Genomic DNA, 24423 nt, shown 5'->3' with positions numbered 1-24423 from the left:
CTATAGCGGTTAAAGGGTACGGTAGCCTCCCTTCAATATACGATCCCGAATCCTTGAGCAGCCTTTTCAGGAGCACTCTTAGAAACGTTAGGGAGAGGATGAAAAGGTTCAGGCAGTGGGGCACTACTGAGGGAACATGGTACACTGGTTACTACTTGAGCAGCATGCCGGTGAGGAATTGGCAGGAGGAGTGGCATGATGTGAAAAACTTCTCCCACGTTGGGTTTGAGCTGGAGACGTGGGTGAAGAATCCGTGGGCTGATTGGGGATGCCCAGTAGCATGCATGAAGCTGAGCCTTGTGAAACGTGAAGGAGAAGTATACGTTACTGATAACCCGGATTATGAAATGGCTGCTTACCTAGGCAGCAACCTCGGTGTTTTCAACCCTAAGGAGACTGTCCTACTCTCGAGCCTGGCTGACGAGCTAGGGCTCTGCGGGATTCAAACAGGCAACGTCATGGGATTTGCTATTGAGCTTTACGAAAAAGGGGTCTTAACGAGGGATGAAGTAGGCTATGAGTTGAAATGGGGCGATGTGGAATGCTTAGCTAGATTGATGAGGGATATAGCCCATCGGAGAGGCATAGGGGAGGTGTTGGCTGAGGGTACATACAGGGCTGCCAGGATTCTCTCTGAGCAGAAGGGAGTGGACCTGACAAGGTACGCTGTGCAGGTTAAAGGCATTACTGTAGGAGCACACGGCGTTAGAAGCAGGAGAGACTACCCCCAGCCAATCTCTTACGCTCTCTCAGCCCAGGGCGGCGACCACACCAGCGTGGCAGGATTCCCGGTTGACTCGACCGAGTCGGAGACCTGGTACGCTATTCTCGACAGCGGTGTTGTATGCATGTTCACAGTGCTTGACGACAAAGGACTCCTAGAATACTTGAACATCATAACAGGCTGGGGTTTGAATCTCAACGAATTCTACAGCATAGGGAGAAGGATAATCACTCTGCAAAGACTGCTCCTATCGCTGGGAGGGCCTGACGCTGAGTGGGGTGTAAGAGACGATGACAACCCGCCTCGGTTCTACGAACCCCTTCCAACAGGACCCTACAGAGGAAGCTCCATCGGAAGAGATGAGGTGGAGGAGTTGAAGAAGAAGTACTATGCTGAAATAGGGTGGGATGAGAGAGGTATTCCTACAGAGGAAACTCTCAGAGCACTAGGTCTTGGAGAATTCGCGCCTCTATTGAACCAGGTTCGAGAGTAGGGTTCGGCTTTGCCGGAGATCTGCGTGAAGGCAACATGGGTTGATGAAGGAACACTATGCTTTAACTACGAGGATTGCGTTAAGGTTGAGAAGATCTTAGCTGATTTCTTCAAAAACGTTGAAGCAAGTGTTCAGCGTGAATCCGTGGTTGCAAGGCTGGAGGAGAGACTGCTCTCCAGCGATGAGGTTTTATGCCAGGACTCAAGCATAAGGCTTAGCAGGGTTTTCAAAGGGGGATGACATGAGCCGGAGCGACCAGGCGAGGAGAAGGGCTGGGTATCTTGAAGCGGTTGTCTCAATACTTTTAAACACTATTCTCTTCGCGCTCAAATACTACGCTGCACTGATCTCCAGCTCGGTAGCTTTAATGGCCGACGCGTTCCACACTTTATCAGATAGTTTAACATCAATAGTGGTCTTAATAGGGGTTGAACTAGGTTTTAAACCACCTGACAAGGAGCATCCTTTCGGCCATCAGAGAATTGAAACCATAGCAACAATCGTGATCGCCACAATGCTCGGCATAGTGGGATACGAGTTTTTCAAGCAAAGCCTTGAAAAGCTTCTCAGCCGGGAATCACTAACGTTTTCAAGCATAGCACTCGGCGTTATGGCTTTATCAGCTGTTTCAAAAGAGTTGCTTGCAAGATGGGCTGAGCGATTAGGGGAAAAGCATGAAATGAGCAGTGTTAAAGCAGACGCGTGGCATCACAGGAGCGACGCGATAGCATCTCTTTTAATAATTGCTGGTTTACTGTTAGGTGAAACCTACTGGTGGGTGGACGGGGTTCTCGGTTTAATAGTGTCCGGGCTTATCGTCTACTTAGCCTGGGGGCTTATCAAGACTGCTTCAAACCTGTTAATGGGGCGAAGCCCCCTGCCTGTTGAAGAGGATGAGTTGATGAAGATAGTATCATCAGTAGCCCCCCAGGCGAGAGACCTCCACCACATACACATCCACGAGTACGGGGCTCATGTTGAGATAACCCTTCACCTTAGGCTTGACCCGAGGATCAGCCTGGAGGAAGCTCACAGAATAGCCACGCTGATTGAGGAAGCAGTTAGAAACAAGCTTGGATGGGAGGTAACGGTTCACCTAGAGCCGGATATGAGGATAGATTATGACCACTCAACCGATTAAGCCGAGGGAGAGAGCATAATCATATCTCGCTAAAACCATGCCTGTCAAGCCCTCGACAACTAACTCCCCCTCAACAATTCTTGCCTCACCAGGATACAGCACCATCCATTTAGCAGTTGGAAGAGAGAATATTGTTGAATCCAGATTGTTGTTTGCAACCACTAATACCTCGTTATCATACCCTCTGAAGAATGCTATCACCGGCCCGTTCGAGGCGTAAAGGGAAATAATGCTGGTTTTCAACGCCGGAATGTTTTTTAATCCACGACATTCTCAAATAGTAGTCGAAAACCTCGGGTATTATCTTATCCCACTGAATCGGATACCTGTGCTCATCATAATAGCTGGACGATCCCAGGATCCCCCTCTCATCCCCCTGGAAAACAACGGGCATGCCCGGAACCGTGAACTGAAGAGTGACGAGGAGCCTCAGCCTCCTTATAGACTCGTTTGTCGGTGTTGAGCCAAGCCTCCCTCCTCCAAGGTCTGTCAGAATCTTCGAGGTATCGTGCGACCCTATGATGTTGAAGCTCATTCCGGCGACACTTACGGGGATTTGAGAATAGTAGCTGTAGAGCTCTCTAAACACCTGGTCGCCGCTCTTCCTCCCAGCCGCGTACTGTAGCAGGATGTCTCTCCCGAGCGCGTAGTTCATTAAACTATCGAAGTGCCTGCCTTTAAGCCATTCAGGGCTTAGAGTCCAGATCTCGGCCACGATGTATGCGTCTGGATAACGTTGCTTGATGAGAATCCTTAACTCCCTGTAGAAATTCTCAGCATCAAGCACGTCGAGGGGGACATCTATTCTCAACCCGTCGAAGCCGAATTCAAGCCAGTGAAGGGCTACACTGAAAAGGTATTGCTTCACCTCTGGGATTGAATGGTTGAGCTTGGGAAGGCTTCCAATACCCCACCAGCACTCATAAGCGCTTCCATCACCGAGCTTAAAAGGCCACTTCTTAATGATGAACCAGTTCCAGTAGGGGCTCTGCGGACCATTCCTGTAGACATCCTGGAACGCCCAGAAGCCTATGCCGACATGGTTGGGAACGAAGTCGAAAATCACCTTAATACCGCGCCTGTGAGCCTCGTCTAGGAGAGCTCTCAAAACTGTTTCATTCCCGTACTTGGGATCAATGATGAAGTAATCGTAGGTATCGTAACCGTGTACGCTACCGGAGAGGAATATTGGGTTGAAGTAAATCATCTTAACGCCGAGGCTGTCCAAGTAGTCGAGTTTTGCTAGAACCCCCCTGCTAAATCCCCACCGAAATACTGGTGATTGGGTCGCTCCAGTTGGAGAACACTGGCTTCAACCCTCCCGCAAGCTCGTTAAGCCATAACTCGTCTGTTTCATTGCCTCGCAGATCGTTAGAGGGGTCGCCGTTGTAGAACCTGTCCGGGAAAATCTGATAACCCACAGCTTCCCTAACCCATGATACTTGTTTAAAAAACGATGTAGCATTGCCGTTGAAGTACTTGTTCACAGGGTCTTTAAATATTCTCAAACCATGGTCGCCGTAATCGATTATGAAGAAGTATTGCATGGTCTCACTGAAAGGCATCTCTCTATACCACACTACAGTGTAATCCGTCCACATCTGCTTCTTCATCCTATACTGCTGCTCCCCCGCGACCACGTATACTAAGACATCACCAATGTTAGACGTGAACAGTCTAGCCACCAGCATTTCATCCGCAAGCGACAGGTACACCGGGTCGTCATCGATGTGGATGAAAAACCTGGTGTCTGTTGGGAACGAGACTTGTCTGACAGCGTTTTTCCCGCCAAAGCCGTCGTCGACGAAGCCCTGTGCCTCAGGATCCACTGGGAGCCCGTAGTGGCCGGTTGACATGTCTTTTACCCAAGCCCCGTTGATCAAGTACTTGTAAACTACTGTCCCAGGTGTTACGCAGAATAGAGCCATCCATGTTCCGTTGTCAAGCCTTGACATGTCGTGAGGGGTCCAGCCTGTGAAGTCGCCGGCTACGGAGACGGTGGTAATGGTCTCATTAGGGAACGGGGTGAATCTAAAGTAGACCGGTGCTTTAGGAGGCTGGCATTTTAACTGCTCAATCACCAGTGAAACATACACGTCTTCGTAATGCTTCGCCTGAGTGGTAGTAGTCTCGGTGGCAGGGGTGGTTAACGTGGTAGTCGTTGTAAGCGTTGAAGTTGTGCCTGGAGCTTGTTCAAGGTTAAGAATGAGGAGGGATGCGAGGATTATTGCCGCGATCAGGACTAACCCTGCTAAGACAGCTGACACACGCCTATTCATGTACTCCGGCTCTGTATACATGTTTAAATTCTAACGATGGCTATTAAATACTGGATTTAACTGGGGTTGAACTCTTCAATGGTTGTTGTCCCGGAGCAACCTGTTAGATACTTGAAAAAGCGTCCCGTAGTGACAATACTGCTAGTCCTTGCCAACTTGGCTGTTTACTTCTACACTAGCAGGGCCAGGTCTTTCCTGCAAACAGATCCCTACTACATCTACACCTACGGATTCAACCCACTGCTTCTCCCAACGCTCGACGGTGTTAAAAGAATCTTTACCAGCATGTTCATCCATGCAGACTTGTTCCACATATTATTCAACATGCTCTTCCTCTACTTGTTCGGGAAGAGCGTTGAGGCTGTGACAGGCTCTCTCAGATTTCTCATCCTATATTTCATAGGCGGGTTAGGCGCAGTCCTGTTCCACATTGCTTTAATCCCTATAGGAGGCTATGAAGCCCTCGTCATACCTGCAGTAGGGGCTTCAGGAGCTATAAGCGCGGTCCTGGGAGCATTCTTCATCCTATTCCCGCACACCAGGGTTTCGCTTTGCATGTTCTTTTTCTTCCTCCCAATATGCCTTCCACTGCCCTCATCAATCTACCTGCTGATATGGTTCGCGGAGCAGGTGATATACGGATATTTAAACCTCGGCGGAGTGGCATATTTCGCGCATGCAGGAGGCTTCGTAGCAGGCGTGGCCGCAGTCTGGCTAATAGCCTCTGGGCCGATAAACCGGTTGAAAACCCGGTTGACAAGCCCTCTAGAGGAATACCTCCACTCAATAGGTGTTTTCCCCAGGAAGTTCTACACGCTAGGGGCGGGGACCAAGATACTTGTAACAATCCTTCTTTTCGCACTCCTAGCAGGCTTCTACATTTCATGGGAGACGAATAAGGAAATGACAAGCGTGTACTCGCTGAGCATTGAGGCTGGAGGGGTGAACGACACGGTGATTCTTTACAGCAGGGAGGGCTCCTGGATCGTTTCACAAAGCCCTGTGGACACTGTGAGATTCGTCGTGAACAGGCTCCACCCAGCAGGCCTCCTCGCCAACCCCGAGCTTGCCGGCCGGTCGATAACAAACAGGTCAATACCCAGGTATTTCGTTGAAATCCACGGTGTTAGAACACCTGTAAATCTTTACATTGATGAAGTCGTTTACGATGAAAACGGCTTGGTGGAGGTTTTCAAGGGAAGCATGAGAAGCTATTTTGTAATAATAACCGCGAGCGGGGAGGCATTTCTCGATGAAACCAAAGAGGTAAGTGTATCGTTCAGTATTTGGAGAGGCCAGGTTGAAACATTAAAGTACATCAACTACTCCGTGTATGCTTCCGCAGTGCTGACCCTTATTGCTATAGGCGTGGTGCTGGCTGCTGACAGGTTCAGCGTGGTAACAGACGTAGCTTACGAGTAGTTAAGCATTATAACCTCCCGAGCATGCTCAATAAATCAATGGTGTATGCTGATGAGCCAGGTTCGATACAAGACTATAGCTTACATTTCCACGCTTACAGCCTTAGCAGTTATTCTAAGGTTTCTTGAAATACCGTTCCCCTTGTTAACCTGGCTGAAGTACGATGCCTCGGGAGTCCCGTTAGCAATCCTAGGATACATGGGATGGGGCCTTCTAGCATACTCGCTCCCCGTCTACTACCTGGTGTCTGTTGCCCTCGGGGCAGACTTCATGGGCATGGTTATGAAGGTTGTCGCTGAGGCTTCAACAATCATTCCGTTGATCTACCTGTACAGAAAGTTCAGATCCCGGAGGAGGTTAGCCATCCCTGCTTCAACCGGGGTAGCCGCGTTGAGCAGGGTTTCAGTAATGCACTTGTTCAACATTATCGTAACGCCTTACTGGCTTGTATACTCATACGGGATGAGCTACGAGTCAGCCCTCTCATACGTCTACAGCATTGTGATCCTTATCGACGTGTTCAACCTAACGATTGCCATGCCAATAAGCCTGGCCGCGATATACGTTGTAGAATACTTGTTGAAAACGGGTATACTGTATGAGCAGTAATGTAGCGGTAGAGCTAGAGGATTTGTGGGCTAGGTATAGTGGTGGAGAATGGGTTCTGAAAGGGTTGAACCTGATCGTTCACAAGGGGGAGTCGGTTCTCGTAGTAGGGGCAACAGGCTCCGGTAAGACAACCCTGGCGAGGGTTTTAAACGGAACCGCAGGACCCATCTACGGGGTGGAGGTGAAAGGCTCGTACAAGGTTAACGGTGTTGAAGCCTTAGGACTTGACCCCTTCAGCCTCGGGTTGAAAATCCACGTTGTATCCCAAAACCCTTACATCCACTTTCTTAACTTCATCCTTGAGGATGACTACAGGGATTACGCGAGAAAGGTTTACGGTGAGAGGTTCGAGAAGCAGGTTGTTGAGAAAACCCTTACACGCTTCAACCTTCGCGAGCTACGCAACTGCTACTTCTTCAACCTTTCCGGAGGCCAGGCGAGGCGGGCCGCGACCGGGAAAGCCCTCATACCAGATCCTGAGGTGCTGGTTTTCGACGAGCCGTTCATGTGGCTGGATGATAAAGGTGTTGACGAGTTTCTCGACATGCTACACCTTTTGAAAAGGCTTGGTAAAACCATTATTGTTTTTGAGCACCGCTTCAACAGGGTGATCAGGTTTTTCGACAAGGTGTTCGCCCTGAGAAACGGGCGGATTGAAGAAGCGGATTTAACAGCACTATTCAGGACTGCAGCGAGGAAAACCCTTAGAACAACCCTGGCTCAGCAATCTGATCGGGGAGGGCTTGGAGAAGTGGTTCTCAAGCTGGAGAACGTGTCATTCGGCTACAATGAGCCCGTGTTGAACAATACCAGCCTAGAGCTCAGGAGAGGCGAGGGTGTTGCAATAATAGGGTTGAACGGGACTGGCAAGACAACTCTTCTCAAGCTTATAACAGGGTATTTGAAGCCGTGGAAGGGCAGGGTTGATGTAAAAGGCCGCTTCATATATATCCCGCAGCTAATCCACTTGTTCTACACGGAGGGAAGCCTCAGGGAGGAGGCTGTAAGGCTGTGCGAATCCTACGGTGGCGGCGAGGCCTGCGTTCAGGAGGCTTTGAAAGCACTATTAAAGGAGGGGTTGAACCCTGACAAGCCTCCGAGCAAGCTGTCTCATGGGCAAATGGTTAAGGCGGCAGTCCTGCTCGCTTCAAGAACGGTTAAGCCGGACCTGATCCTGCTGGACGAGCCTTTCAGCGGGCTAACCTACGTTGACAGATTCAACCTAGTTAGGCTTCTCTCGGAAACACCTTCCGCGAAGCTTTTGACAACGAGCAGTAGGGAGTTCACCAGCCTTTTAAATAACTGGAGGCTTATGGTGCTTGAGAACGGGGGTTTGAAGCCGGCTAAAGCCTTGGAGAAGCCTTTGAACGCGGTGTTCAGCATTGAGCTTGCCAAGCTGTTGATAGGTGTTGAGGAGTGATCAGAGATCTAGCCGAGCTGTTGGTGACGAAGCCTCGTGCAAAAGGGTTTGGCCTGGCGGCGAGGCTCGCGGTCCCGTTAACACTCATCCTTTTATCCCTGCTGGCCGCGATCGTGAGAAAGGATTCTTCAACACTCTTCTACGCATTCTCACTCGCGTTCACGAGCGGTCTCATCGCATACAACTCGGGCCTGGCCAGGCTTTTAAAAGGGGTTCAGCTAATCCTGCTGTTCATACTCCTGGGTTTACTCATAAACGTGTTGGCACTCGCCACAGGTTTGACGCCTATCAGCATTGAAAACGTCCTGACAGGTGCGCTGAGGCTTTCAGCCATCGCTTTCGCCGCCATCCTCCTGTTTCAGTGGGTGGGTATCGAGGAATGGGTTTACCTCTTCTCATCAACCGGGGCGGATGGTTTTGCGAAAATCCTGGCCTTATCCATGATACAGCTCCCCCTCACCCTTAGAGCCTTCAGCGAGGCATTGTTATCGGTTCGAATAAAATACGGTGGCAAATACTTCACAAGAATACTTAACCCTCTACTGCTACACGCTATGAGCACTGCGAGAAGCGTTAGCGAAACCCTCCTTATCTACGGTACGCCAGCCCCGGTTAAAACCCGGTTGTTGAGCGGGAGGGATATACTGCTGTACGCGGGGGTTTCAGCGATAGCCTTATCCCTTCTTGTCTAAGGAAGCGTGATGAGGTTTCGATACTGCACCGGCGTGTTCGTCTCGAGAATAAGCTCTATGATCTGCCCTGACAAGAAGCTCAGGTTGCAGTCATTATCGTTTCTTAAAGGAATAGCTATCTCCTGGCTCTCGCCCGGGGGCACTGTAACCGGCAACTCCTTCTCGACAACAGTATCGTTAACAATAACATATGTTCTAAACTCACATTTCAAGCCGTTTAAATAGTACCCGTGGATTTCGAGGTCGCCTGTTCCCTTATTTGTGACGATTAAGGTTAGATCGAACCCTCCGTCTTTCTTAGCGATCGCGTATACCCTGTAGTCGTATGTTGGAAAGCCCCCGGTGTATGCGAACACGTTGCTGTACCATAAGCCGATCAGCAGGGCAAGTAGCGATGTGATTGATAGAATCGTCACCGCTAACGCTTTATTCACGATCACCACCATTCAAAGTATTTAATATAGTATTATTTAAATCTTGTGTAAATGGATAAGAATGGGCTTGATGTAAAAATTAATTGAGCTGAATACTCTGCGGGTACTCCATCCCAGTCGAGGTTAAAATCGTTATCTCAACCATCTGTCCTGGGGTAAAAAACATGTTGCAGGACTCCTGGCTCTTAAGCTTAAACTTTAAAACAACCTGCTCGCCAGGGGCTAAATAATACCCAGCCTCCCCAGCCGGGTATAAAGCCCTGCCCCTGGGCCCGTCGAACTCCACGATGATGTCGCAAACCCTGTGATTAATCATTACCCTGGTAATGCTTGTCGACCTTGTCCCAATATTTTTAACAATAACCGTGACACTCCACCCATCTCCTGCTGGCTCATTGTATGAAGAAATGATCTCCAAATCCCTGTTAGACTCCACGCTCACAATATTAGAAGCCCAGAGCGCAAAAGCCACGGAAACAGCAATCGCCACGGAAACCAAAATAACCGTAGCAACCAAGGGGCTTAAAGCCCGCACGCAAAACACCTAAATGGGAAAATCAGGGTAAAAAAAGATTATGGCAGGGTAACCATTTTCGGATACTCCTTACCGCTAGCAGTGTGCAACTTAATCTCAACCTGCTGGCCAGACGAATAGCCGCTCCCGCTCAAAGTTATTTTTACGGTTGCAAAGCTACCCGCCGGAACTGTGTAAGGAATACTGCTATCGTTAATTGTAACACCAGAACTGAGAGGTATACCATTTACGAACACTGCGTCAATTGTTGCTGTCGCCGTGCCTTTGTTTTCAACTTTTAACTCGACTGTCCACGACCCACCATTCGTCTTATTGGCGTAGGCGTAGGTTATTTGAAGGTTTTCTACTGTGGTGAATCCTCCCACTATGCCTGTTAGCCATAGTGCTACTGCGATTGAAATTGCTATTGCTACTGCTACGATTATGACTGTGGCTATGACTGGGGAGATTGCTTTCATAGGTTGTTACACCAACGATATATTATTAGCGTTTTATGTTAAAAAGGTTTTGATATGGATGGGTTACTCTTCATCGATTATTTAATTAGTTTTTCACGATATTTTCGAGAGTATCGTGTTTACCTCGTCTGTGAACTCTGACTGGTGGGCTAGTATTATCTTATCCCCTGGCTTTAGCATGAGGCTTTTAGCGAGGGGGTGGGCTATCCATTCCGAGCCGCTTTTCACAGCCAATACTGAGCCCCCGTATTTCCTGAGCCACAGGGTTAGCTTGTCCAGCTCAACCTCTTTTACAACAGTGACTGTTCTAAGGGTTTCACCAATGGTTTCGAATACTTTCTTGAAGACCTCGTAGTATTCCCCGGGGGTTTCCCCTATCATCATTGTTATGTGGCTTATAGTATTGCTGGCGTCGGCCACGTCCTCCAGCTCTTTCAGCATGGTTGTGAACCCTACGTGTGTAGCTGAGTCTATTTTTCCGAAACACTCTCTCAGGGTGTTGAGGACTTGGAGGTGTTTCCAGTCAACGTAAACCTCCAGGTCCTCCACCTCCTGGATGATCCCGGGGTTCGCCTCCATGAGGGCGTAGTGTGCCAGGTCTACCATTAGCCTTGTGAAATCCTTCAGCTCGACAATACCCTTGACCAGTTGCTCAGCCTCCTTGTGGTCGAGAGGCTTTTCAACGGTTTCCAACCCCTTGTCCCTGAGGAACCTGTACACGTTCTCCTTGAACCCTCTCAGGTAGATCCTGCTTCCTTTTGAAACCTTCTCGCCCAGTCCAGGCGCGATCCTCCACTTCCCATCCTTGGCTACGAGGATCACGTCCAGCGGGTACTTGTCCGTGATATCCACTACCTTGACATCCTCGGTGAGCGTGTAGGGGGCTATGACCTCTCCATCAGTGTAGTAGAGTATGTTCTCGTAGGTGACGAGTGTGTCGTAGCCTGTTAGAAGCATGTACACGATGTCTTTAACCGAGTCTACGATAGCGTCCATTGATGAAGCATAGTAGTGTGCTAGAAGGACTGCGAAACCACCCTCCCTGCTCCTCCCGTATGCTAGGCTCGTGTGAAGGATGAACTGGCCCAGTAGCTCGTCAATACTCCTGTTTATCTCGAGGACTAGCCTAGCCGTGTCCTGGTCGCGGGCGAAGTAGGAGTAGAATGCGAGGTCGAGTGCTATGTCCGATTGAAGCCAAATGCTGTTTAAAACCTCCCTAACCGGCTTAGCCCGATAGGTGATCTTGATTGGTTTCTCATGGAGTAGCCTGTGAATGTCAGGCGGGATTCGCTGGCTCAACAGGGATTCCTCAAACACATCTAATACTATGGATTAATGGTTTTTAAACTCTTGTAGAGGTTTTAAGAAAGGAGTTATATAAGAGTTGCGATTATTTATATCAAGGATAAACGCGTGGGAGCGTTGATAAGCAGCCATGGGCGATAAGTTTGCTGAACAAGAGGGTGCGAAGGCTTCTAGTATCACTGGGGGCGCTGGGCGTTGGCGAGGTACTGGCAGGCCTGACCCTGCAGACAAGTGTTGAAATCCTCACCTTATACCCGGTCTTCCTGATGCTGATACCTGGCTTAATGGATCTCCGTGGAGACGTGTACGGGGCTCTCGGCTACAGGCTTACAACAGCCCTCCACGTCGGTGAAGCAGAGCCCAGGGTTCTCTCAAGATACAACCTCTACAACGTGTTAATCAGCTACTCCGTCACCATAACCGCCTCCCTCATCATAGCATTGCTGTCCTACGCTATCTCGGCTTCACTGGGGATTGAATCCCCTGGCTTACTCACCCTTTTATTCATATCCCTGGCCTCCAGCACAATAGTGTATTTCATCCTCACACCGGTAACCACGGTTTCAATAATACTCTTGTTTAAAACAGGTAGGGACCCCACGGATTTCGTTGCAACAATTGTCACAGGAGTTGGGGATGCCTTAACTCCTTTCACATTCATCACTGTTTCAACCCTTTTCCAAGCAATACCACATGATTTCGAGATACTAATCGTCTCCTCGCTGGGTGCTCTCGCAGCCTTCTCTTCCATCGCCGTGTGGAGGGCTGGGGAGCTGAGAACCATGCTGGAGAACACTGCATCATCTGTTGCAGCATCTTTTGGCAGCAGCCTGGGAGGCCTGGCGCTTGCGGCAAGGGCCTCGGTTCTTGCTAGACTCCCGTTAATACTTGGCTCACTCCCAGCGTTCAATGCTTTAATAGGTGCTGGGATGGGTGTTCTAGGGAATTCTTTAAACGTGAAGCTCCATCTTGGCGTTGAAAACTCCCTCCGCGAGTATGCTGGTGACTTGAAAAATGTTGCATTCGCAACCTTCACAGCAATACTGCTGAGCATGCTGGTAGTCTCCGGTTTAACCTTGACAAGCCTCTTCAACATTGGAATGGGCGTTCTTGTCGTAGGATTATCCTTCCCCCTCCTCTTCACTGTTTCCTCACTGTTCACTTTCTACCTGACACAGGTTTCTTTTAGAAGAGGCTGGAACCCGGATAACCTGGTTTTCCCGTTGATGACTACTTTCGTCGACTTAAACGGCCCGCTGATAGTGTCAAGTATTGCAAGCGTTTTCATTTGAAAAAAAAGGAAGCTTAGGCGGTAAGCTCTTTTAAAAGCTCACCTATACGTCTAATACCCTCGTCGATAAGCTCTGTCTTAGCCATTGAGAAGTTGAGCCTCACGACACTCCTGCCTGATTCGTCGGTGTAGAATGGTGTTGCAGGGATTGCCGCGACATCATATTTTTCGAGTAAGGCTTCGGTGAACTGTGCCGCCATAATCCCTCTAGGCAGCCATATCAGTACGAACATTCCCGCCACGGGGCGTGTGTACTTGATCCCTGGGAGATAACTCTCTATCGCCTTAATCATCAGGTCGCGCTTCAACCTGTAGGTTTCAATGGCCTTCTCCTTCACGTGCTTGAACACCTTGTTCCTCAACACCTCTAGAACCAGGTATTGCATTGGAACCGGGGGGCACATGTCCATTGGCCCCTTAGCCATCTTAGCCTTCTCGATAATCTCCGGCGGGGCCTCCAGCCAGCCAATCCTCAGCCCGGTGCCCAGGACCTTGCTGAAGGACCCAACGTAGAGCACCCTGCCCTCCTTATCCATGGATCTTAACGTTTTAACATCGATAGGCTCGTAGAGAAGATGGTTGTACGCTGTGTCCTCCACCACAAGGATATCGTACTTGCTCGCTATCTCGAGCACATGCTTCCTCCTTTCAGGCGCTAGCGTCAGCCCTGAAGGGTTCTGCCCTGTTGGAATAGTATAGAGCAGTTTAACCTTCTTCCCCTCCTTACTCAGCTTTGAAAGAGCCTTCTCCAGCTCCTCCGGTATAAGCCCTTGATCATCCATTGGCACGCCGTGAATCTGAACGCCGTAGTGTCTCCAGACTAGGAGAGTGTTAACGTAGGATGGGTTCTCGGTCAGCACGATATCTCCGGGGTCTAGCAGGAGCCTCCCTATTAGGTCGATAGCCTGGGATCCTCCGAGGGTGACAACTATGTTCTCAGGGCTCGTAGTAATACCATCAAACTCCTTCATGAACCCAGCTATCTCGTTCTTCAAGTCTATGACTCCGTCAGCTGGTGAGTAGTTGCCTATTATCCTTATCTTTCTGAAAAGCTCTGAGGAGAGCTCTGCGTACAACTCCCTTGGTATTACATCGGGATCGGGCTCGCCGGCTGCGAAGGATATGACCTGCCTGGTTTTGGATTTAACCGCGATCTTGCTTACCATCTCCCTTATAGGGCTTGGCTCAATAAGGTTGGCCCTGCTGCTTAAGAATTTATAGTAATCCGGTCTAGACATGATTCTTCACATTTGAAAATAAGGTGTGAACTGGTATATAAGAGGTTCTCATCCCCACCGTATTATAACCTATTTAGGCGTGATCACTGACCCCTCCTCCACCGTGAACTTGTCTCTCGCGATGTGGAGTATGAAGCCTGAGCCCGGCTTCGGCTCATCATCCCTGTAAACCCTTTCATCATACTTGTACGCTACCACCTCGCCTATGAAGAGTGTGTGATCCCCGTAGTCATGCATCCCTATAACCTTGCATTCAAGATTCGCGGAGGCCCCTTTAATCAATGGAACATTCACGGCGCTAGGCTTCTCGAACGTAACCCTTGCCTCGAATAGTTTACCCGGCCCGCTCTTGGAGCCGAAAACCCAGACTTCTCTAAGGATTTCAATTGTTGGTACGCTAACCACGAACTCCTTGTACTTGGTTATGAGCTTGTGAGTGTATCTTTTAGGAGATATTGCTACAGCTATGATGAAGGGTTCTGCAGAAACCATGGTTACCCAGTCGGCTGTCATAACGTTTACTTCCTCGCCGATCCTGCCTGAAACCACCAGGTAAGTGCGCATAGGGTATAGAAGCTTCTTCATACACATCACCATAATTATTTAGCTGGTAGGGGATAAAACATTATTGCTTGAAAACTCCTCCCGAAGGGGTGTTCGAATCAGACAAGCCAGGTCAGGATGATCAGTTTTAAATACTCACCTGCTACTTGGCAGGCGTCTACACTATCCTCTAAATCCTTGTTTAAATCATGTATCAAAATAGCCATGGTAACCGGCTTCAACCTGTCCGACAGGGTTATGAGCAACCCCCTGTTTGCCAGGTCGATTTGATCAGCCCTCTCCTCATACTTGTTAATCATTTTTACATCTTCAAGGGCTTTCGCGTTATCTCCCTCCATCGTTTTCTTCGCCGCCATCACAAGTTGCTGGAGAGCCGTAATAGACAGCTTGCTCAACTCTATAATCCCGTTGCGGATCTCCGCGGGAATCTCAAGTATTGGGAGAATGGTAAGCTCTCTAGCCGCCTCCTTGATGCGGTCGCCTATGGCGTCAGCCTTGATGACGAAGTTTAACAAGTCTTCCTTGAGAGAGGGCTCCAGCCTTGATGAAACGATCAGCTCCTCAAGCCTAGTCCTGATCTCCTTCCCCCTCTCCTCTAGCTTTAAGACTTCTGCGAGCTGAACCCTTGCCTCGCCAACTCTCATAGTGTTCAACAGATCGAGGGAGCTGCTGAAGCTTTTAGCAATCTTTTCGAGATTGCTGAGGAAATCTATCAGTGTCTTAATGGCTTCATCGCTGAAAATATCGGAAAGCCGTATATTCAACCCCTCCAATAATCTTTATCCATGGATGTCTTAAAATAATTTAAGAGTCATGAATATTTGCGCCTAAACACAAAATTCTCTAACAGTGGGATTTATGATGCGTGAAATCAGCCTGCCCGCTCCGAAAACCGAGACCTGCCTGGGGAGATTGCTGAAGGAAAGGAAGAGTGTTCGAAGCTATAGGGAGGAACCTCTCACACTACAGGAGGTGTCAAACCTTTTATGGTACGCATATGGTTGTGTTGAGCCTGGATGTGAGAGAAGGACGTCGCCATCAGCCGGCGCAACCTTTCCTTACGAAATATACATGTCCGTTAAAACCAATGGGGTTGAAGGGCTTGAGCCCGGGGTCTATCGTTACAGTGCAGAGAAGAATGGGCTAGTGGAGGTTGTGAAAGGTGATTTGTCGAGAGAGCTTGCGAAAGCCTGTTTAGGGCAGAGATGGGTTTTTAACGCTCCGGTTAACATAATACTCGTAGCAGTTGCTGAAAGAACCACAGGCTACTACGGAGAGAGAGGGTGGCGGTACATTTTAAACGAGGCTGGGCATATCGGCCAGAACATCTATCTCGCATCGGTTGAGATGGGTTTGGGAACCGTTGCTGTTGGCGCATTCGATGATGACCAGGTCTCCAAAGTATTGAGGCTTCCCGAAGGATATAAGCCAGTATACGTCTTCCCTGTTGGAAGAGTAAGGTAGTGGTTAAGGCTTGTCGGACTTGCTCACGATTATTTTATCGGGAGCCGTTACAGTTATGGTAGCGTACCGCCTCCTATGATATAGTTTAACGCTTCGGACGTACACAACGTAGTCCGGGTTGGAGAGGGATACCTGGCGGTCAATCTTCTCAGCGATAACTCTTACAGCATCCATGCTGTGAGCCGGCATCCTGGTCTCCCTCCAATATAAGCGGCCGTGCAGAGTAACCCTGTACGTCTTATCCTGGGGAATCCTGGCCATAGCCAGCTCGCCCGCCTTCTCCGCAACATCCTCAACGTACGGGTCAACAATCATGTCAATAGGTATTACCCTGTATACCATTGGGGCTTCCTTGACCAGGTTCCTCAGATTTTCAACAGCTTGGTAAGGATCCGGCACTTTGATCAGGATGACGCAGGGACCCTTGTCAATCACCTGGTAATCCTTGATAAGGGATCGAAGACTCCCTATCACAAACCTGTAGTTGTCGAGCCCTGGCTCATGCGTTATCATTAGGTTGAAGCTCAAATCTTAAACCCCCGTTAACCGGTTACAATTATTAACATGTCTCGTTAAATACTCTTTTGAAAGAGTGACCTATAATGATAGGGAGGCTGTCTAAAAACAGGATTATTATTCAGGAAGCATGGTCCCAGCATGATATTCGCGACATCCTCGACGATATCAACCCGATACTGGTGTCGAAAGGATATTCTCCAACATACTTCTTCGAAGGAACCCCCGTAGTAGGGGTTGGAGGATTCAGCGTTATCATTAAGCTCGCAAAGGAGTTGACAGACACCGACTATAGGGTTATCAGGAGGATTTTACTTTTCAAAAACATCAAGATAGTTGAGGAGGAGGGGCTTGAGGCCTGAAGAATTATACGGTAGGATTATCGAGGAGTTGAACAAGGGTAACCCTGTTGCAATAGCGACCCTAATAAGTAAGGAAGGAAGCGGCCCCCGTGAAATAGGGGCCATGATGGCTGTAACGGTGAGCGGGGAGAAGATAGGCACGATAGGGGGCGGGGAGCTGGAGGCTATCATAATCAGGAATGCTCTAGAAGCGATCGAGAAAGGCGAGCCCAGGAAGATCAAGCTCGCCTTGAGAAGGGAGAACGTTCCAAGTGATGCCCAGCCAACAGGGATGCTGTGCGGAGGTGTTGTAGAAGTATTCATAAACGTGGTGAAGCCTCAGCCAAGGGTGCTCATTATAGGGGCTGGAAACGTTGGCAAACCCCTCGCGGAGCTGGGAAGCTTACTGGGTTTCCGAACCATCGTAATGGATAGGAACGAGAACCTGGCGAACCCTACGAGATACCCGTTCGCAGAGCGGGTTTTCGCGGGGGACTTCCTTGCAGAGTTTGAAAAGACCCGGTTAGGCCCCGGCGACGTAGTGGTTATCGCGTACGGAGAAGTTGAAACAGACTATCAGTCCTTGAAGAAGATTCTTCAGACCAATCCTGGGAGGCATGTATGGGTTTTATGCAGCAGGCACAGGGCGAAGTGGATGGCTGAAAGACTCCGCCAGGAAGGGGTTGACGTGGAAAAGCATAAAATGTTCATCCACATGCCAGCTGGGCTGGATATTAAGAGCGCTACCCCCGAGGAAATAGCGGTTAGCATCTGGGCTGAAATAATCTGCGTGCTGAAAAATTGTGAAGTACCTGTTAGAACACTAAGCATTTTCAAGGAGGATTAGGAGAGCAAAGCTTAAAAACCCTCCCTCGCTGAGACCTTTGTTTTAAATGGTTTGTCAAGGGGATTTTACCAACGGGGTTTAATTGAGCTACTGGGAGGCATACTCGGCGTCAACATCTCTGAGCGTTTTAAACCTGGCGGAGGAGGAAGTTAAGAACCTGGCCCAAGAGTTATCCGAATATTTGTCTGTTTACAGCGTCCTAGAGGATGAGAAGGTTTACGCGAAGATTTTGGGAATAGTCAACAGGTTCCTTGAAATAGTTTCACCGCTCACTTACTATCCCGAGATAGCCTCAGCAGTCTTCAGCAAGGTAGAGCTCAGGCTGTGGGAGGTTGAAGTGCCTGGAGCGCTTGTCGAAGAGCTTTTCCTGGGTATGTACAGGTTGAAGCAGGCTATTCTAGCAGGTGGAAGCGGGGAAGCGGCGACGATTGGAAATGCTTTAGCAGTGGTTTTAACAGACTTGTATACTCGGCTTGAAGCAGATGAGTTAATTGACCTCGTGAACCAGCTGGAAAGCAGCCTCGGCTCTAGCGAGGGGTTCGAGAAGATTCTCTCACTCTCGGTTCTGACATTGATAGCTGCGACAAACCAGTGATCATCTTATCTCTATAATCTTCAACGCGCTTGAGCGTCCCAATTTAGCGACGGAGAAGTATTTAGCGGAGACTTTTTTAAGGCTCGGATTCTCGCCCATTATCATTACGGAGTACAAGCTGGCACCAACTCTCTTCAAATTATAAGACACGTGTTGCTCGGCAATCCTGTCAACCCCGTCGGTTATGAGGACGATATCGGATGCTTCGCCTGATGCGCCGGTTCTAATGTCTGTTGAGGCTGTTATGAGCGCTCTTGAAATATCTGTTCCACCGCTCCCCTTCACCCTCGCAATATAGTTCATTAACTCGACTACCTCTCTCGCCTTAGGCCTCCTGCCGACCCTTATCAAAGGGTACGGTTGGCTGTCAAAAAACCTGATGTAGAATTCGCGGTGCTCCCTGACCGCTCTTATGTAGAGACCTAGTGCAACAGCTTTGGCCCATGTTATCTTAACCCCATCCATGCTCCCGCTGTTGTGTACTAAAATGCTGTTCGCCGTGAAAAAGTGGTCTTTCACCAGTCTTAAATCGTATACTTTCTCCACGTTCAGCATCGCCTTCTCGAGAACCCTAACTGGCTTGAAGCCGTCACTCCTCTGGTCGTAAGCGTAGAGAAGTTCTCCCGGGCGGATCTCGGAAGCCTGTTTCAAAACAGTTGAAGCATTCTCAGCGACAGGGATAATGTGGTTTCCGCTAACCTTCAAAACCCCTGCTTCCGTTTTCAACCCGTACACCGGCTTAACATCTATGACGACTTCGGCAACCTCCGCGGTTGAAACACGCGGGGCTCCGTTACCGATGACCTGTGCTGAAAACACTTCATCCCCTACACGTATCTCCCTCAGCGTCTTCAACCTGCCAGTTGACATCTCAACCAGGGTGTCACCGTGCAAGCATTTGTCAAGCAACACGTATATCGGGCCGAGGCTCTCCTCAACCCTCTTCTCGTAAAGGAGAAGCCTGGATGTAAGGAACCTGAGGTAGAAGAGCTCATCGGGGAGAATCCTGGAGGAAGGTGTGAGCCTCTCTATATCTCTGCCCAGCTCATAACCGCCTATTTCCCCGTGCTTATGCCTCTCACTCTTCTTTTTCAAGCCGAGCTCCCAGGGTTTTAAACCCTGTATCAGCTCAAGAATCCTCCTCACATCCGTGTTCCTGGCCAGTCTGAGAAGCTCGGGCCCGTATTCCTCGAACGATAACTGGCTGATGCTCCCCGGCTCCAGCCCCTCTATTACCGACTTCAACCTTCTCACATGCTCTATGTCCATCATTGTGTTCACAATAGCCTTCTCAACTATTCTCCTAACTTCCGAGGCCTCCACGGACTCTCCGCCGGGCTCCGTGATTTGAGGATGCTTCGACCTTTGAACCTCCTCCAGCGACTCATACTCTGCGAGGAAAATACTCGCGGCCAAGCCGCTCATAAAGGGATCAATAAGCGTCTTACCCTTGATGATATGGAGGCTCGGAGATTTCATCAAGTATTTTACAACTTGGTAGTTCCTGCTGGACGGGTCCGCGTCCTCGCTTACCACCGGGAACGGGAGGTAGAAAACATAGAAGGTGTCGATCGCCAGTTCTAAGGGGATTTCCCCTCCCTTACCCCCGAGAAAGTCTATAATCCTTCTAATCTTCTCCCCTCTGTAAACCGTTAGAGGGTTTTGATAATCAATACCTTTTAACACACCGCGAGTCTCATTCTCCATTTCCATCAGCTACATGATTAGCTTTTTCTTGATCAAATCAATGACATCGTTCACCTCTGCCAGCACGTCAGCCGCTCTCTTCCTTACCTCGTCATCGCCGGCTTCTGATGCGAGTTTTTTAACCTTTTCTTTAACGGTTTCAAAACTCCTTAAATAATCCAGGAGCCTTGGATCGAGCTCTGGAGTATTGGAGATGTAGGTTTTCGCTTCCCTAACATTCGCCTCTATCTCCGAGAGCTCCTTCAAATGCTTCTCCCTTGCCTCTATCTCGTCGAGCAGGATGACGTAAGCCTTCTCGACTTCCTCAGTATCGCGAGGTATCACGTACTTCAGCATGAAGAGGTCGTCTTCGCTGGCCTTCATCGACTGCCTTAGCAAGGCGTTGGCCGCTATGATTTTAAGGGCTTTTCCCTTACGCCTATCCGTTACGTGGATCCCCTGGTCCTCGAAAACGCCGTAGAGCTTTATCAGCTTCTCCTTGACAGGTGATACATCAACCTGGTAGATCAACCCGTTGATTTTCGCCAAATCCTCTATGCTAAGAACAGGCTCCCCGTGAAGGTAGAGGCCTGATTCAATCCTCCAAACAGCATCGAGAAGCTCTCCCCACTTATTCTCCTCAACAGGTCTCACGAAATGTCTGAGGAGGAAGCGGTCGTAGAGGGCTTGAAGCTCTGTTTCATCGGGAACACGGTTTGTGGCGGAGATCATGGTCCATAGAGGAACCCTTATCTCGGAGTAGCCATCGTACACTATTCTCTCATTCATTATTGACAGCATCATGTTAAGGATTGCGGAGTTAGCGTTGAATATTTCATCTATGAAGGCTATCTCAGCCTCCGGTAGCTTCCCCTTAGTTATTCTCACATACCTACCATTCCTAAGCTCATTGATATCCAAAGGACCGAACAGCTCGTCGGGCTCTGTGAAGCGTGTAAGCAAATACTTGAAGAACCTGGCATTGATCAGCTCAGCCGCCCTCCTGGCAAGCGCGGACTTCGCTGTGCCAGGCTCCCCTATGAGGAGAACGTGCTCCCCAGTAATCAGTGCTAGTGTTAAAACCGTTGCCTCCTCACTCCTGCCTACGAAAGGCTTCTCAAGCTCGCTCCTGAACCTTGCTGTCTTTTCAAGCAAGGTCTGAATACCCGGGTTAGGCAAATGCTTCACCATTGCTAACTGTTTTATGGTTAAGCCAGCCTAATATATTATTCTCGGAGAGAAGAGATTTTAACAAGCCAATTAATCAACACTATCAGGTAGTTAGGAATGCGCGTTCAGGCTTTCAAGATCTCTGAGGGGGAAACAATACCCGGGGCAATACTGGAGCGGTTGAAGCAGTTCAACCTTAGGAACGGGTTTTTAACAGGGATAGGGGGTCTCGAGTATGCTGAAATAGGTGTCTACAACCCTGAGAGTAAGACTTACGGTGTTTTCAAGCAGAAGGCGGCAACCAATGAAATCCTTGAAGTCGGGTCTCTACAGGGAAACTACTTGTTGAAGCCTGATGGCGAGTTAAGCCTACATCTTCACGTGGTAGTAGGAAGTGGTAAAGGCGTTTTCACCGGGCACTTGCTAACCGGTGTTGTGAAGCCAATGATGGAGGTATTCGCCGTAGAGGTCGACACGGACTTGTCTAAAATATTCACTCATAGATGGTTAAAGTAGAATGAGCATTGAAGAAGATGTTCTCGACTCACCCGGCTGCTACGTGCTAGCCTTAATCATCGAGGATAACCTAGAGGTGAGAACGAGGTCGTCGTTTTTCAAAATACCTAGGGGTATTTACTTCTACGTCGGCTCAGCCAAAGGCCCGGGAGGGGTGAAGAACAGGGTTTTCAGGCACCTGCTTCGCAATGGTAGAAGGCACTGGCACATTGACTACCTCCTGGACTCCGTAAGAGCGCGTGTCGCAGGCTTTTATACAATTCCCTCCAAGCGTGGAGTAGACTGTGAGGTTGAAGCTGCGAAGGCCTTGTCCACAGCCTTGAAGCCTGTTCTAGGATTCGGAAGCACTGATAAAATTGGAGACGTTTCCCACCTATACATGTGTAGCTACCGTCTGGAGGAGTGCCTTGGCTTGGTTTACGAATTACTCAGCGAGAAAGTCTGCGAGCCCTCGTGGTTTCAAAATATTTAAAAGGCTGGTTAACTGTATGTTTAAGCGTAACATAATCAATGGAGTCGAATCCGTAATGTATGTAAGTTCCGAATCAAACCAGGGTGAAAACCCTTCTACAAATATAAAAGATCTTAAGCCCGGAATGGAGAACGTAAGCGTAAAGGCTAGGGTTATATCCTCAGAGCCTCCGCACGTGATCCAGACTAAGAAAGGGCCGAGGACTATAAGCAACGCTGTCATAGGCGATTCAACAGGAAGAGTTGAGGTCACAGCGTGGGGCGAGAAGGCAGGCCAGCTAACCGAGGGAGAGGCTGTAGAGATAAAGGGAGGATGGACCACCGAGTTCAGGGGTAAAGTCCAGCTGAACATCGGCAGGACGACAGAAGTTAAGAAGATTGAAGACTCGGAAGTCCCACAAGCCGAGGAAATACCTGAGGAAATGCCCACCGCGCCAGAAGGCTCTCGTCCACAAGGCTTCAGGAGAACCGGGGGCTTTAGGGGACCTCGTAGAGGAGGGTTCAGGCGAAGAGAGGAGTAATCATGGAGAATGAGCAACACCCTCATGAACACGAGCATGACCATGAGAAGACTGTGGCAAGATTCCAGGAGATCAAACTCTGGAAGCCGTCGAGGCAGGGAGAGTTTCTAGGCGAAGAGGATGAGAAGTTCTACGTAGCCCTGTCCCAGGAAGAAGTATACGAGCTGTCACCGCTAGCTTACTATGTGTGGCTTCTCTGCGACGGAGAGAGGACTGTTGAACAAATAGCTGATCATATAAGCAAAGAGGTTCAGGTTGAGGTCTCGGAAGTCATCGAACCACTTGTCGTAGCCTTGGACCAGCTCTCAAACGTTAACCTGGTAAAATACTAGTTTAATGCTTACTCACTTGTATCATCATAGTTTTTTAAACATTCTTCAAGCTTGAAACTCAGGGAAAGTTTTAACCCCCTCTGACCAATGATTATTTAGTGAAGATGACCGAAGACTCCAGTTCGGATCGATGAAGAAACTCCACCCCTAGGGATTCAGCTCTTTCTCAAGGTTTTTAACTTTCAGAGCGAATTAATGGATCTAGCTGATTCAGTCGAGGGTTGTTCATGGAGAAAGTATTCATAGCCGGAGTTGGAGTGACTAAAATCGGCAGGTTCTACAATAGGTCTGCTGCAAGCTTATTTAAGGAAGCTCTTGATAGAGCAGTCTCTGATGCTGGTGGTTTGAAGCCCAGGGCACTAGTTGTTGGGAACATGACATCCAGCGTTCTCATGCAACAGGATAGTCTCGGAGCCCTCCTAGCCGATCACGCAGGACTTAGGGGGATCCCCGCTTTCAAGGTTGAGGCAGCTTGCGGTAGCGGGGGAGCCGCGTTCTACGCTGGGTTTTCCCTTGTTAAGAGCGGTCTGGCTGACGTGGTTGCTGTCGGAGGCGTTGAGAAGCTGACTGAGGCTAATACCCCGGTGGTTACTAGGGCATTAGCCCAGGCTGCGGACGCTGATTTCGAAGTATTTTACGGTGCAACATTTACAGGCTTAAACGCGATGCTCGCCAGGCTTTACATGGAGAAGTTTGGCTACACTGAGGAGGATCTTTCATACTGGCCTCTGAGAATGCACGAGTACGCGTCATATAATCCCTACGCCCAGCTCCCTAAAAAGACGAGTTTGAAGGAAATACTTGAAAGTCCTATGATAGCTGAGCCTGTGAGGTTATTCCACGCGGCTCCAATCGGAGACGGTGCTGCTGTAGTACTTCTTGTAAGAGGAGAAGAGAGGGCGAGGGAGATAGCGAAACGGTTGGGGAAGGATGTGCTTGTTGAAGTAGCCGGTGTGGCGTTAGCTACAGATAGCGTTGACTTGGCGTCGAGAAATGATTTGATGACATTGGATTCCACTGTTAAAGCTTCCAGGGCAGCGTTAGAAATGGCAGGCGTGGAGGCCGGGATGATCGATTACGTGGAATTACATGACGCTTTCCACATAACAGGGTTCACAGCACTCGAAGACCTTGGATTCGCACCTAAGGGTGAAGCGCCTAAGCTGTGGAAAGAGGGAAGATTTGGTAAGGGAGACAAGCCCGAGGTGAACTTCAGCGGGGGTTTGAAGGCGAGGGGCCACCCTGTAGGTGCAACCGGGATATACCAGATCGCGGAGGCCGCGATGCAGTTGAGAGGAGATTTTCCAGGGTTCAAGGCGAGCAACCCGGAGACAGCTCTCACACACAACATAGGAGGTA

General features: G+C 49.3%; 30 protein-coding genes. 17 read left to right on the top strand and 13 right to left on the bottom strand.

Annotation, left to right across the window (positions count from 1 at the left end; translation table 11 throughout):
• The 3 genes from AC3OH0_RS00735 to AC3OH0_RS00725 form a co-directional block, all read left to right on the top strand.
• Positions 1-1217: aldehyde ferredoxin oxidoreductase C-terminal domain-containing protein (locus tag AC3OH0_RS00735; protein ID WP_498344391.1), on the top strand; the 1217-nt coding region annotated here is incomplete at its 5' end.
• Positions 1218-1226: 9 nt separating this feature from the next.
• On the top strand, positions 1227-1457 hold the full coding sequence (locus AC3OH0_RS00730) for a hypothetical protein (protein ID WP_498344390.1): 231 nt from the start codon (positions 1227-1229) through the stop codon (positions 1455-1457).
• 1 nt (position 1458) lies between these two features.
• Entirely contained in the window at positions 1459-2358 is a 900-nt protein-coding gene (locus AC3OH0_RS00725; RefSeq protein ID WP_498344389.1) for a cation diffusion facilitator family transporter, read from the top strand.
• Here AC3OH0_RS00725 and AC3OH0_RS00720 read toward each other — a convergent pair.
• From AC3OH0_RS00720 to AC3OH0_RS00710, 3 genes are read right to left on the bottom strand one after another with little or no spacing between them, the layout of a single operon-like run.
• A complete protein-coding gene (locus tag AC3OH0_RS00720; RefSeq protein WP_498344388.1) occupies positions 2347-2559 on the bottom strand; it encodes a hypothetical protein in 213 nt (70 codons plus the stop codon). The two genes, AC3OH0_RS00725 and AC3OH0_RS00720, sit on opposite strands and share 12 nt — an antisense overlap.
• Complete coding sequence (locus AC3OH0_RS00715; protein ID WP_498344387.1) at positions 2534-3565, bottom strand: alpha-amylase family glycosyl hydrolase; 1032 nt, start codon at positions 3563-3565, stop codon at positions 2534-2536. The genes AC3OH0_RS00720 and AC3OH0_RS00715 overlap by 26 nt, the downstream gene beginning before the upstream one ends.
• 49 nt (positions 3566-3614) lie before the next feature.
• Positions 3615-4637: an early set domain-containing protein gene (locus tag AC3OH0_RS00710; RefSeq protein ID WP_498344386.1), complete on the bottom strand. Its 1023-nt coding sequence runs from the start codon at positions 4635-4637 to the stop codon at positions 3615-3617.
• 78 nt (positions 4638-4715) lie between these two features.
• Here AC3OH0_RS00710 and AC3OH0_RS00705 point away from each other — a divergent pair, with 78 nt between their 5' ends.
• Genes AC3OH0_RS00705 through AC3OH0_RS00690 form a run of 4 tightly spaced genes read left to right on the top strand, consistent with a single transcriptional unit; the run spans position 4716 to position 8780 of the window.
• Positions 4716-6059, top strand: a complete 1344-nt coding sequence (locus AC3OH0_RS00705) for a rhomboid family intramembrane serine protease (protein ID WP_498344385.1) — start codon at positions 4716-4718, stop codon at positions 6057-6059.
• A 51-nt stretch (positions 6060-6110) separates the two neighbouring features.
• Positions 6111-6668: an ECF transporter S component gene (locus AC3OH0_RS00700; protein ID WP_498344384.1), complete on the top strand. Its 558-nt coding sequence runs from the start codon at positions 6111-6113 to the stop codon at positions 6666-6668.
• The gene (locus AC3OH0_RS00695) at positions 6658-8088 is read left to right on the top strand and encodes an ATP-binding cassette domain-containing protein (RefSeq protein WP_498344383.1); all 1431 of its coding nucleotides are present in this window, start codon (positions 6658-6660) and stop codon (positions 8086-8088) included. The genes AC3OH0_RS00700 and AC3OH0_RS00695 overlap by 11 nt, the downstream gene beginning before the upstream one ends.
• Positions 8085-8780, top strand: coding sequence for a hypothetical protein (locus AC3OH0_RS00690; RefSeq protein WP_498344382.1), 696 nt, complete (start codon positions 8085-8087; stop codon positions 8778-8780). The genes AC3OH0_RS00695 and AC3OH0_RS00690 overlap by 4 nt, the downstream gene beginning before the upstream one ends.
• Here AC3OH0_RS00690 and AC3OH0_RS00685 read toward each other — a convergent pair.
• The 4 genes from AC3OH0_RS00685 to AC3OH0_RS00670 all read right to left on the bottom strand — a co-directional run bounded on the left by AC3OH0_RS00685 (position 8777) and on the right by AC3OH0_RS00670 (position 11506).
• On the bottom strand, positions 8777-9214 hold the full coding sequence (locus tag AC3OH0_RS00685; protein ID WP_498344381.1) for a hypothetical protein: 438 nt from the start codon (positions 9212-9214) through the stop codon (positions 8777-8779). The two genes, AC3OH0_RS00690 and AC3OH0_RS00685, sit on opposite strands and share 4 nt — an antisense overlap.
• Positions 9215-9293: 79 nt before the next feature.
• Positions 9294-9749 (bottom strand): hypothetical protein, encoded by a 456-nt coding sequence (locus tag AC3OH0_RS00680; protein ID WP_498344380.1) that lies wholly within the window; start codon positions 9747-9749, stop codon positions 9294-9296.
• Positions 9750-9787: 38 nt separating this feature from the next.
• Positions 9788-10207, bottom strand: coding sequence for a DUF4352 domain-containing protein (locus tag AC3OH0_RS00675; protein WP_498344379.1), 420 nt, complete (start codon positions 10205-10207; stop codon positions 9788-9790).
• Positions 10208-10300: 93 nt separating this feature from the next.
• Complete coding sequence (locus tag AC3OH0_RS00670; RefSeq protein WP_498344378.1) at positions 10301-11506, bottom strand: potassium channel family protein; 1206 nt, start codon at positions 11504-11506, stop codon at positions 10301-10303.
• Positions 11507-11655: 149 nt separating this feature from the next.
• Between AC3OH0_RS00670 and AC3OH0_RS00665 the strand changes: the two genes are divergently transcribed.
• The gene (locus tag AC3OH0_RS00665; protein ID WP_498344377.1) at positions 11656-12804 is read left to right on the top strand and encodes a magnesium transporter; all 1149 of its coding nucleotides are present in this window, start codon (positions 11656-11658) and stop codon (positions 12802-12804) included.
• A gap of 13 nt (positions 12805-12817) precedes the next feature.
• Here AC3OH0_RS00665 and AC3OH0_RS00660 read toward each other — a convergent pair whose 3' ends face one another.
• The 3 genes from AC3OH0_RS00660 to AC3OH0_RS00650 form a co-directional block, all read right to left on the bottom strand.
• Positions 12818-14041, bottom strand: coding sequence for an aminotransferase-like domain-containing protein (locus tag AC3OH0_RS00660; protein WP_498344376.1), 1224 nt, complete (start codon positions 14039-14041; stop codon positions 12818-12820).
• A gap of 69 nt (positions 14042-14110) precedes the next feature.
• A complete protein-coding gene (locus AC3OH0_RS00655) occupies positions 14111-14626 on the bottom strand; it encodes a flavin reductase family protein (protein ID WP_498344375.1) in 516 nt (171 codons plus the stop codon).
• Between the two features lie 77 nt (positions 14627-14703).
• Complete coding sequence (locus AC3OH0_RS00650; protein ID WP_498344374.1) at positions 14704-15378, bottom strand: DUF47 domain-containing protein; 675 nt, start codon at positions 15376-15378, stop codon at positions 14704-14706.
• Between the two features lie 85 nt (positions 15379-15463).
• Here AC3OH0_RS00650 and AC3OH0_RS00645 point away from each other — a divergent pair, with 85 nt between their 5' ends.
• Positions 15464-16069 carry a SagB/ThcOx family dehydrogenase gene (locus AC3OH0_RS00645; RefSeq protein ID WP_498344373.1) on the top strand — a complete coding sequence of 202 codons (606 nt, stop codon included), beginning with the start codon at positions 15464-15466 and terminating at the stop codon, positions 16067-16069.
• Between the two features lie 3 nt (positions 16070-16072).
• On the opposite strand, the gene AC3OH0_RS00640 is transcribed toward AC3OH0_RS00645, so the two are convergent.
• Complete coding sequence (locus tag AC3OH0_RS00640) at positions 16073-16597, bottom strand: THUMP domain-containing protein (protein ID WP_498344372.1); 525 nt, start codon at positions 16595-16597, stop codon at positions 16073-16075.
• A gap of 74 nt (positions 16598-16671) precedes the next feature.
• Here AC3OH0_RS00640 and AC3OH0_RS00635 point away from each other — a divergent pair, with 74 nt between their 5' ends.
• From AC3OH0_RS00635 to AC3OH0_RS00625, 3 genes are all read left to right on the top strand, one after another.
• The gene (locus tag AC3OH0_RS00635; protein ID WP_498344371.1) at positions 16672-16947 is read left to right on the top strand and encodes a hypothetical protein; all 276 of its coding nucleotides are present in this window, start codon (positions 16672-16674) and stop codon (positions 16945-16947) included.
• Complete coding sequence (locus AC3OH0_RS00630) at positions 16937-17773, top strand: XdhC family protein (protein WP_498344370.1); 837 nt, start codon at positions 16937-16939, stop codon at positions 17771-17773. Before AC3OH0_RS00635 ends, AC3OH0_RS00630 begins: the two co-directional genes overlap by 11 nt.
• 82 nt (positions 17774-17855) lie before the next feature.
• Entirely contained in the window at positions 17856-18368 is a 513-nt protein-coding gene (locus AC3OH0_RS00625) for a hypothetical protein (protein WP_498344369.1), read from the top strand.
• Here the strand turns inward: AC3OH0_RS00625 and AC3OH0_RS00620 are convergent, their stop codons facing one another.
• Together AC3OH0_RS00620 and AC3OH0_RS00615 are read right to left on the bottom strand one after the other, a co-directional pair.
• Positions 18369-20075: a vWA domain-containing protein gene (locus AC3OH0_RS00620; RefSeq protein WP_498344368.1), complete on the bottom strand. Its 1707-nt coding sequence runs from the start codon at positions 20073-20075 to the stop codon at positions 18369-18371.
• Between the two features lie 9 nt (positions 20076-20084).
• Positions 20085-21245 carry an AAA family ATPase gene (locus tag AC3OH0_RS00615; protein WP_498344367.1) on the bottom strand — a complete coding sequence of 387 codons (1161 nt, stop codon included), beginning with the start codon at positions 21243-21245 and terminating at the stop codon, positions 20085-20087.
• 96 nt (positions 21246-21341) lie between these two features.
• Between AC3OH0_RS00615 and AC3OH0_RS00610 the strand changes: the two genes are divergently transcribed.
• The 5 genes from AC3OH0_RS00610 to AC3OH0_RS00590 form a co-directional block, all read left to right on the top strand.
• Positions 21342-21740, top strand: a complete 399-nt coding sequence (locus tag AC3OH0_RS00610; RefSeq protein ID WP_498344366.1) for a PPC domain-containing DNA-binding protein — start codon at positions 21342-21344, stop codon at positions 21738-21740.
• A gap of 1 nt (position 21741) precedes the next feature.
• Complete coding sequence (locus AC3OH0_RS00605) at positions 21742-22212, top strand: GIY-YIG nuclease family protein (protein WP_498344365.1); 471 nt, start codon at positions 21742-21744, stop codon at positions 22210-22212.
• A 16-nt stretch (positions 22213-22228) separates the two neighbouring features.
• Positions 22229-22732 (top strand): OB-fold nucleic acid binding domain-containing protein, encoded by a 504-nt coding sequence (locus AC3OH0_RS00600; protein WP_498344364.1) that lies wholly within the window; start codon positions 22229-22231, stop codon positions 22730-22732.
• A gap of 2 nt (positions 22733-22734) precedes the next feature.
• Positions 22735-23064, top strand: coding sequence for a PqqD family protein (locus AC3OH0_RS00595; protein WP_498344363.1), 330 nt, complete (start codon positions 22735-22737; stop codon positions 23062-23064).
• Positions 23065-23291: 227 nt separating this feature from the next.
• Positions 23292-24423, top strand: a 1132-nt coding sequence (locus AC3OH0_RS00590; protein ID WP_498344362.1) for a thiolase C-terminal domain-containing protein, incomplete at its 3' end; no start/stop codon positions are given.

This window comes from Thermosphaera sp. (assembly GCF_059755995.1).
Note: the sequence above shows the minus strand (reverse complement) of the source record. Positions and strands in the feature narration are given on the sequence as shown.

Excerpts from the sequence above, each read along its gene's own strand:
- AC3OH0_RS00620 (WP_498344368.1), bottom strand. The coding sequence starts at position 20,075 with ATGGAGAATGAGACTCGCGGTGTGTTAAAAGGTATTGATTATCAAAAC.
- AC3OH0_RS00610 (WP_498344366.1), top strand. The coding sequence starts at position 21,342 with ATGCGCGTTCAGGCTTTCAAGATCTCTGAGGGGGAAACAATACCCGGG.
- AC3OH0_RS00600 (WP_498344364.1), top strand. The coding sequence starts at position 22,229 with ATGTTTAAGCGTAACATAATCAATGGAGTCGAATCCGTAATGTATGTA.
- AC3OH0_RS00660 (WP_498344376.1), bottom strand. The coding sequence starts at position 14,041 with ATGTCTAGACCGGATTACTATAAATTCTTAAGCAGCAGGGCCAACCTT.
- AC3OH0_RS00655 (WP_498344375.1), bottom strand. The coding sequence starts at position 14,626 with ATGAAGAAGCTTCTATACCCTATGCGCACTTACCTGGTGGTTTCAGGC.
- AC3OH0_RS00615 (WP_498344367.1), bottom strand. The coding sequence starts at position 21,245 with ATGGTGAAGCATTTGCCTAACCCGGGTATTCAGACCTTGCTTGAAAAG.
- AC3OH0_RS00725 (WP_498344389.1), top strand. The coding sequence starts at position 1,459 with ATGAGCCGGAGCGACCAGGCGAGGAGAAGGGCTGGGTATCTTGAAGCG.
- AC3OH0_RS00645 (WP_498344373.1), top strand. The coding sequence starts at position 15,464 with ATGATGCGTGAAATCAGCCTGCCCGCTCCGAAAACCGAGACCTGCCTG.
- AC3OH0_RS00595 (WP_498344363.1), top strand. The coding sequence starts at position 22,735 with ATGGAGAATGAGCAACACCCTCATGAACACGAGCATGACCATGAGAAG.
- AC3OH0_RS00695 (WP_498344383.1), top strand. The coding sequence starts at position 6,658 with ATGAGCAGTAATGTAGCGGTAGAGCTAGAGGATTTGTGGGCTAGGTAT.
- AC3OH0_RS00715 (WP_498344387.1), bottom strand. The coding sequence starts at position 3,565 with ATGATTTACTTCAACCCAATATTCCTCTCCGGTAGCGTACACGGTTAC.
- AC3OH0_RS00710 (WP_498344386.1), bottom strand. The coding sequence starts at position 4,637 with ATGAATAGGCGTGTGTCAGCTGTCTTAGCAGGGTTAGTCCTGATCGCG.
- AC3OH0_RS00700 (WP_498344384.1), top strand. The coding sequence starts at position 6,111 with ATGAGCCAGGTTCGATACAAGACTATAGCTTACATTTCCACGCTTACA.
- AC3OH0_RS00705 (WP_498344385.1), top strand. The coding sequence starts at position 4,716 with ATGGTTGTTGTCCCGGAGCAACCTGTTAGATACTTGAAAAAGCGTCCC.
- AC3OH0_RS00605 (WP_498344365.1), top strand. The coding sequence starts at position 21,742 with ATGAGCATTGAAGAAGATGTTCTCGACTCACCCGGCTGCTACGTGCTA.
- AC3OH0_RS00675 (WP_498344379.1), bottom strand. The coding sequence starts at position 10,207 with ATGAAAGCAATCTCCCCAGTCATAGCCACAGTCATAATCGTAGCAGTA.
- AC3OH0_RS00635 (WP_498344371.1), top strand. The coding sequence starts at position 16,672 with ATGATAGGGAGGCTGTCTAAAAACAGGATTATTATTCAGGAAGCATGG.